This is a genomic window from Homoserinimonas sp., from assembly GCF_056262345.1.
Map to the genome: position 1 here is coordinate 1 of NZ_JBACFR010000268.1, position 7,920 is coordinate 7,920.

Consider the following 7,920-nt stretch of genomic DNA (forward strand, 5'->3'; position numbering starts at 1 on the left):
AAAGTGGATGAACTCGCCATCTGCATCCCGATCGTAAAAGAGATCCAGCTCCTGCAGCGTGGCAAGAAATCCTTCGTCGAGGTCGAACCGGGCCGAGAGATCGTCGTAGTAGTTGCGGGGGATCGGCAAGAAGGTGAGCCCAGCGGACCGCGCATGCCGAGCAACGGCGATCGCATCGTCGCACCGCACCGCAATGTGCCGCGTGGGCAGGGGAGCGGTGGGTGGTGCCAGGTTCATGGGAAGCCGAACGACGCCGTCTTCTGTGCGCATGACCTGGCTGCGAACCAAGCCGTTCGGGCTCGGCACATCGGAGGACGATTCGGCCGTGAGAGAGAGTGCACTCGCGGCAAAGAGCACCGCATCGTCGAAGTCTTGCCAGCGGTATCCGAGGTTGACGTGGTCGATGACCCCGGCCGTCGCACCGATGGTGCTGCCGCCGTCGAATTCGGTCGCCCAGGACTCGTCAGCGGGCTGATCATGCCAATAGACCTCGGTGCCATCCGGTGCGGCAACGGCGCGCAGCTCGTGTTCTCCGGCATAGGTGCGACGAAAGACGCTGGGAGCGCCGAGGGCGAGCGCACGCTCGACGGCCGCAGCGGCGTCGTCTACAACGAGGCCGAAGCCGGCCACCTGCGCCTGCTCATGTTTGGCCTGCTCATTGAGGATGATGCGGGCATCGCCCGCGCTCCAGAGCCGTACTGGCTTGCTCCTGTGGCGACCGCGGAACGCGAAGCCGAGCTGGGCGAGCATCTGGTCCAGGTCGGAGAGGTCAGCGCCGGCGACCTCGACAAAGTCGATGCCGTGGGCGGCCTGGGCGCTCACCAGCCGGTCTTCGCTCCAGCCGTTCTCCGTCGCGGTTCGATCGGCCAACCAGGTGAGCGAGCGCCGGGCATGCGCCGCGGTTCGCACGGCGTCTGTTTGGCGGAAGGTGTCGTTGAAGACCTCAAGCGAGAGCGGCCCCGTATAGCCGGCCCGGATGACATGGGAGAGGAATGCGGTGAGCGCGAAGTCTCCTTCGCCGGGAAACAGGCGGTGGTGCCTGCTCCATGACAGCACGTCCATCTGCAGGGCGGGGGCGTCGGCAAGCTGCAAGAAGAAGATCTTGTCGCCATCGATCTGCTCGATGCCTGCGGGGTCGTGGCCGCGCGAAAGGATGTGAAAGCTGTCGAGGCAGACGCCGAGGTTGGGGCGGTCTGCGAGCTGCACGATGCGCCAGGCGTGGCGGTAGTCGTCGACGTATCGGCCCCAGGCGAGGGCCTCATAGGCGATGCGGATGCCGCGGGCTGCGGCGAGATCGGCGAGCTGGCCGAGCTGGCGTGCGGCAACCTCGTCGTCGTCGATGGTGGCCGTTCCGACGTTGCTGCAGAGCAGGATTGTGTCGGCGCCGATGCGCTCCATGATGTCGAACTTGGCTTCTGCTCTGCGCAGATTGTCGGCGAGCGTGACCTCATCGACGCCCTCGAAGTCGCGGAATGGTTGAAATAGATCGATGCTGAGGCCGAGCCGTGCGCACAGCGCGCGAATCTCTTCGGGGGATTCGTAGGCGCTCGTGAGATCAGCATCCATTATTTCGACGCCGTCGAAGCCGGCGGCCGCGCACGCGTGGAGTTTTTCGGTGAGGCTTCCAGAGAGACAGACGGTGGCTATCGAAGTGCGCATGATGGCTAATGTACCGATTTGTACATTATTCGGAAAGTCGTCTTGCATAAATAATGTAATAACCAGTACGTTAGTGCCGCGCAGGTGGCCTGCGCTCCCGGAAACAAGGAAGTCTCGTGAGTAATCCACAACCACGTCAAAGGCGACTGGGCCCTCTGCGGCGCATAGCTCAAGTACTAACGACGATCGAAATCACGATCGGGGCCGTCGCCCTAATCGCGATCTTCGTACTCGTCTTCGCGCAAGCTGCTCAGCGGTACACGCCGTTCGAGGGCTTTGCCTGGACGGGAGAGCTCGCGAAGTTCTCGATGATCTGGCTCACGTTCTCGGTAATGGGTGTGCTCATCACCAACCGCGGACACATCGCCCTCGAGATCGTCGACACGTTCAAGAACCAGATGGTCGTGCGCATCGTGCAGGGAATCGCCCTGGTCATCGTCGTCGCCGTCGGAGCCGGTCTCACCTACGAGGCGTGGTCCCTCGTGACCACGCAGAGCATCATCAAGTCGCCCGTGCTGCGCCTGCCCATGTCGCTCGTTTATATCCCCGTGCTCATCGGGGTGGTGAGCCTCACCATCCGGTCGGCCATCGCCGCAGCCGATGTGTTCATCAACGGTCCGAAGCTCACGGACTACGACGAAAGTGAAGTGACGGCCGCATGAGCCTCTTAATCCTCGGCCTGCTTATTGCCGTACTCCTCGTTATCCGCGTTCCTGTTGCGTTCGCATTCCTTGGCCCGTCGCTCCTCTACATGGTGCTCGAAGGCCAGTCCACCGGTATGGCGCTGCGAAGCGTCACCAACGCCATGGGCAGCTTCCCGCTGCTAGCCGTGCCGCTCTTCATCTTTCTCGGTGCCCTAGCGAACCACGCCGGCATCGCGGACCGTCTGTTTCGCTTCGCCCTTGCGGTGCTCGCCCGAGTCAGGGGAAACCTTGGCTACGTAGCGGTCGGCACGAGTGTCGGCTTCTCATGGATGAGCGGATCGGCTGTCGCCGACGCCGCAGCGCTGGGCAAGGTGCAGATCCCCGCAATGCTCAAGGCTGGATACAGCCGTCGCTTTGCGACCGGTGTCAACGCGGCATCCTCGCTGATCGCCCCCGTGATGCCCCCGAGCATTCCCGCCGTGATCTTCGCCGGACTTGCCGCGATCTCCACGGGAGCGCTCTTTGCCGCCTCCGTGATTCCCGCGCTGCTCATGGCGATCGGTCTCTGCATCGTCGTGTGGGTGCTCGTTCGCCGCAACCCCGCCATCCAAAAGGGTGTGTGGAACAAGGCCGAAGTACTTGCGTCGACCAAGGGCGTCATCCTGCCGATGATCACCCCGTTCATCATCCTGGGCGGAATCCTGGGCGGATTCTTCACGCCGACAGAAGCCGCAGCCGTTGGTGTCGCCTACATCCTGCTCGTCGGCATCCTGCAGCGTTCGCTGAGTCTCAAGGGCTTCGTTACCGCCATCAAGGAGTCGGTCCTCACGACTGCGGCGATCATGCTCATCGTGGCAAGCGCGTCGCTGCTCGGCTACATCCTCGCCAAGGAGCGTCTGCCGCAGATGCTCACGGAGGCGTTCTTCTCGCTGACCGATAACCCGACTGTCTTCATGGCCCTTGCGGCCCTGCTGATGCTCGTGCTCGGCACCGTTATCGACGCGACGGCGATTCTTGTGCTCGTCGTGCCGATCCTCATGCCCATCGCCATCCAGTACGGCGTTGACCCCATCGTGCTCGGCGTCATGCTCATCGTGTCGCTCATGATCGGCCTGCTCACACCCCCTGTCGGCACCGTGCTATTCGTCACGGCGGCGGTGTCTAAGACCAGGGTCGGCGAAGTGTTCAAGGGCTGCCTGCCGTTCATGATCCCGTCGCTCGTGATCGTCGTACTCGTCATCCTGTTCCCTGATGCCGTGATGTGGTTGCCGGGAGTGCTCGGACTGTGACCGACCTGATCCACACAACTGGTGCTGAGGCGCGGCGACCCGCCGTGCTGATCGGCCTCATCGGTGAGGGCGTCATCCCGTCGCTCACACCCCCGATGCATGAGTTCGAAGGCGCCCGTCACGAGATGCACTACGTGTATCGCCCGATCGACCTCGCCGAGGGCGAGGCAACGGAGGAGAACATCGCGCAGCTGCTGTGGGCAGCGCGCCGGATGGGCTTCACGGGCCTCAACATCACGCATCCCATCAAGCAGGCAGTTATTTCGCACCTCCATGAGCTCGCGACCAGCGCGCGCACCGTCGGTGCCGTCAACACTGTCGTCTTCGACGGGGACCGCATGATCGGCCACAACACCGATGTCACCGGGTTCGGGGCGGCGTTCGACGATGCTTTCGGCTCAGATGCTCGGGGCCGCGTCATTCTCATCGGTGCCGGTGGTGCCGGGGCGGCAGTCGCCTCGGCTCTCGCCGGCCGCGAGGTGCGCGAGCTCGTGATCGTTGATGTCGACCTTGAGCGAGCAGAAGCGCTCGCCTCAGGGGTGCGAGGTTCAGCTAATGGTGAGGTGCGGGCTGCGAGGCTCGAAGATCTGCCGCAGTGGATTGACGGCGCCGATGGCGTTGTCAACGCCACGCCGTGGGGCATGGCGGCTCATCCCGGAACCGCCTTCGATACCGAGCTTCTGTCACCCACCATGTTCGTCGCCGACATTGTCTATCGACCGGCAGAGACCGAGCTGTTGAAGCGGGCCAAGGCTCGCGGATGCCGCACGATGTCCGGCCTGGGAATGGCGATGCACCAGGCAGCGGATGCTTTTGAAATTTTCACAGGTCAACCAGCCGATCGGGCAGCGATGCTCTCCGATCTCCAGACTCTCGTCGCTGCAGAAGCGTCGGGAAACCCTGCCCCAGTGGCACCAAAGAGAGGAACAAACTGATGATCACACGTCGTTCTCACGGAATGAAGTGGATCGCCCTGATGGCCGCCCCAGCAATGCTGCTGGTGGGCTGCGCGGGCGAATCGGGCGGAGGCGAGAGTGCCGAAGGCGGCACCATCGAACTCACCCTTGCGCACAGCTACAACCCCGACCAGCCGCAGGATCGTTGCGGCGCTCAGGTCATCGCGGACGAGATCGAGAAGGCTGATGTTGGCCTCAAGATCGAGCTCTTTCCGTCGAGCCAGCTCGGTGGCGACGCCGACCGCATCGCGTCGGTTGCCTCGGGCGACATCGACATCGACATCCAGGGCGCATCGGCACTCGGCGCGGTTTACGAGCCGATCAGCGTGCTCGACGCGGCCTACGCGTTCGACGACGCGGCGCACCTTGCGGAGTTCATGGAGAGCGACGCTTCCGACGTCGTTATCGATGGGTTCGCAGAGGCCGCCGGCGTTTACACGCTCGGCGCCTGGTCGGCCGGTGCTCGCCACTTCACGGCGAACACGCCCATCCGTACGCCTGACGACCTTGCAGGCCTGCGCATCCGCTTCCCCGGTTCGCCCCAGTTCCTCATGAACGCCAAGGCCCTGGGCGCTCAGGCGACCGAGGTTGCCTACGAGGAGCTCTACCTCGCCCTGCAGCAGGGCACCGTGGAGGGTCAGGAAAACCCCATCACGAACATCAAGTCGCAGAACCTTGCTGAAGTTCAGGACTACCTGAGCCTGAGCGCGCACCAGCTCAACACGAACCTCGTGATCATGAGCTCCAAGTGGAACGACCTCAGCGAAGAGCAGCAGGGTGCCCTCACGGACGCCGTTGCAACCGCTGTCACCGAGGTCACCACGTGCGTTGCGGATGACGAAGAAGCGACGATCGAAGAGTGGCGTACGGCGGGCGACTGGGAGATCGTTGACGACGTAGACGTCGACGCATTCCAGGAGAAGGCCGTCTCGTACCTCGAGGAGACCCTCACAGGTGAGTCGCTTGAGGTCTTCGAAGCAATTCGCTCCACCTCGTCTAAGTAACTAGACGGAAACAGCGAGAGAGATGACGGTGCGCACGGTTCCGACTTTCACCGGTGAGGTGACGGCGGAACAGCTCGGCACGACGCTCATCCACGAACACGTTTTCGTGATGAGCCCGGAGCTCGACGTGAACATGCCGCATCCCGAATGGGATGAAGAGCATGCGATCGAAAGAGCGATTGCCGGCTTCGAGCGTTTGTATGCGCTCGGCGTGCGCACCGTTGTCGATCTCACGGTGCTGGGGCACGGACGCGATGTTGAACGCGTGCGTCGCGTCGCGGAACGGGTGCCCGTTCAGCTTGTCGCCGCGACGGGGTTTTATACGAGCGACGTGCTGCCGCACCATTTTCAGCTCAACGGACCGGGTCGGCTCGTCGACGGACCCGATCCCCTCATCGACCTCTTCATCGGCGATATCGAGCGCGGCATCGCCGGCACCACCATCCGCGCGGGCATGCTCAAGGTCGCGTCTGAGGCGCACGGAATCACTCCAGATGTAAACCGGGTCTTCGAGGCGGCGGCGATCGCCCATAACCAGACGGGGGTACCCGTCACGACACACTCCCACGCCCCCTCCCACGGTGGGCTGGAGCAGCAGGATCTTCTCGAGCGCCTCGGCGTCGGTCTCGACCGCGTCGTGATCGGCCATAGCGGCGACACGGGCGACCTCGACTACCTTCGCGAGGTTGCCGCCCGCGGTTCCTATCTCGGCTTCGACCGGTTTGGAATGGACCACATGGGGTCGGACGAGATCCGAGTGCGCAGCCTGCTCGCGCTGATCGAGGAGGGTCTCACCTCTCAGCTCGTGTTGTCTCACGACGCGGCGTTCTTTAGCCGAATGACCCCTCCTTCGTGGCGTGCCGTCAACGCTCCCCACTGGCACATGGAGCAGATTTCCCGCTCGATCCTGCCGCGGCTCGTGGCAGAAGGCGTCGATGCTGCGACGATTCATCAGCTCATGGTCGAGAACCCCCGACGGGTGCTGTGCGGCGAATAGCCCGCCCCGCTCCTGCCCCTGCAACTGCTCGATTGGTGTGACCGTGACCGAATCTTCTGCTTCTTCACCTGTGCGGCGCCGGGACCCGGAACGCACCCGTGCCGACCTGCTCACGGCAGCAACCACCGTCTTCGCCGAGTCGGGATATGCGGGCACAACGGTGGACGATATCGCCGAGCAGACGCGCACGACCAAGCGCATGATCTATTACTACTTCGGCAGCAAGGAGAAGCTGTACCTTGCCGTGCTGGAGAACGCCTACCGCGGCATCCGTGAGGCAGAGCGGTCGCAGGAGGTCGGCGATCTGCCCCCCATCGAGGCCGTCCGCCGCATCGCCGAGCTGACCTACGACCACCACCTCAACCACACCGAGTTCATTCGCCTTGTGTCGATCGAGAACATCAACCACGGCAGGTCCATCCGCCGACTCGACTCGCTGCGCGATCTCAACCGGCCCGCATTGGGGCTGCTCGAAGACGTGCTCGCTCGCGGACACGAGGCGGGAATCCTCAGGGCAGATGTTGACGCGCTCGACGTGCACCTTCTCATCAGCTCGTACTGCTTCTTTCAGGTGGCCAACCAGCACACCTTCGGGTACCTCTTCGAACGCGATCTATTGGCCGAGGATCGCCGCGACCACCATCGTGACCTCATTGGCGACGTGGTAGTCGCCTGGCTTTCTGCCCCGTTGTAGACGGTGCGGCGTACGTTGTAGGCATGGCACACATTCACGTTCTCGGCACCGGCGGCACCATCGCATCCCGTTCGCACGGCGATGCCGGGGGAGTGGCGGAGGCCAGCACCGCAGAACTCGTCTCAGGTCTCGCGCATGACCATCGCATTTCGCACCGCGACATCCTGACACTCGGCAGCTACCGGCTCACCCTCGCGCACCTTCGGCTCATCGCGGAGGGCGTCGCTGAGGCCGCAGCAGACCCCGATGTCGACGGCATCGTCGTGACCCACGGCACCGATACTCTCGAAGAAACCGCCTACCTGCTCGATCTTGTCAAGGCCTCGCCCAAGCCCGTCGTTCTCACAGGAGCGCAGCAGATGGCCGATTCCCTGGCCCCCGATGGCCCCAGAAACCTGGCAGAGGCGATTGCCGTGGCCGCGAATCACAGCATGCGCGGGCTCGGCACCCTCATCTCCTTTAGCGGCACCGTGCGCACCGCCCGGGGTGCGCGCAAGGCCCACACCGTGGCCGCCTCACCCTTTCGCGGTGGCATCGAGGTCGCGCACTTTGCGGGAGAAGAGCTCGTTCCCGCCGCCGTGCTCGGCAACCACACACCGCTTGACCTGCCCACCCTCCAATTCGACAGCACCGTCGTCGATATCGTCACCACCTATGTCGGCGCGGAATCGACGCTG

At 63.6% G+C, this 7,920-nt stretch carries 8 protein-coding genes; 7 read left to right on the forward strand and 1 reads right to left on the reverse strand.

All coding sequences use genetic code 11. The features are described 5' to 3' along the window. On the reverse strand, positions 1-1,659 hold a 1,659-nt coding region (locus AC062T_RS12600), incomplete at its 3' end, for a TIM barrel protein (protein ID WP_476030535.1). A gap of 116 nt (positions 1,660-1,775) precedes the next feature. On the opposite strand from AC062T_RS12600, the gene AC062T_RS12605 reads away from it, so the two are divergent. The 7 genes from AC062T_RS12605 to AC062T_RS12635 form a co-directional block, all read left to right on the forward strand. Next, entirely contained in the window at positions 1,776-2,321 is a 546-nt protein-coding gene (locus tag AC062T_RS12605) for a TRAP transporter small permease (RefSeq protein WP_159078152.1), read from the forward strand. Continuing rightward, on the forward strand, positions 2,318-3,592 hold the full coding sequence (locus tag AC062T_RS12610; protein WP_476030537.1) for a TRAP transporter large permease: 1,275 nt from the start codon (positions 2,318-2,320) through the stop codon (positions 3,590-3,592). The genes AC062T_RS12605 and AC062T_RS12610 overlap by 4 nt, the downstream gene beginning before the upstream one ends. Continuing rightward, positions 3,589-4,527 carry a shikimate dehydrogenase gene (locus AC062T_RS12615; protein WP_476030539.1) on the forward strand — a complete coding sequence of 313 codons (939 nt, stop codon included), beginning with the start codon at positions 3,589-3,591 and terminating at the stop codon, positions 4,525-4,527. Before AC062T_RS12610 ends, AC062T_RS12615 begins: the two co-directional genes overlap by 4 nt. Continuing rightward, the gene (locus AC062T_RS12620) at positions 4,527-5,552 is read left to right on the forward strand and encodes a DctP family TRAP transporter solute-binding subunit (protein ID WP_476030541.1); all 1,026 of its coding nucleotides are present in this window, start codon (positions 4,527-4,529) and stop codon (positions 5,550-5,552) included. The genes AC062T_RS12615 and AC062T_RS12620 overlap by 1 nt, the downstream gene beginning before the upstream one ends. A 22-nt stretch (positions 5,553-5,574) precedes the next feature. Beyond that, positions 5,575-6,549, forward strand: coding sequence for a phosphotriesterase family protein (locus AC062T_RS12625; RefSeq protein WP_476030543.1), 975 nt, complete (start codon positions 5,575-5,577; stop codon positions 6,547-6,549). A 43-nt stretch (positions 6,550-6,592) separates the two neighbouring features. Continuing rightward, on the forward strand, positions 6,593-7,243 hold the full coding sequence (locus AC062T_RS12630; RefSeq protein WP_476030545.1) for a TetR/AcrR family transcriptional regulator: 651 nt from the start codon (positions 6,593-6,595) through the stop codon (positions 7,241-7,243). A gap of 23 nt (positions 7,244-7,266) precedes the next feature. Continuing rightward, positions 7,267-7,920: asparaginase domain-containing protein (locus tag AC062T_RS12635; RefSeq protein ID WP_476030547.1), on the forward strand; the 654-nt coding region annotated here is incomplete at its 3' end.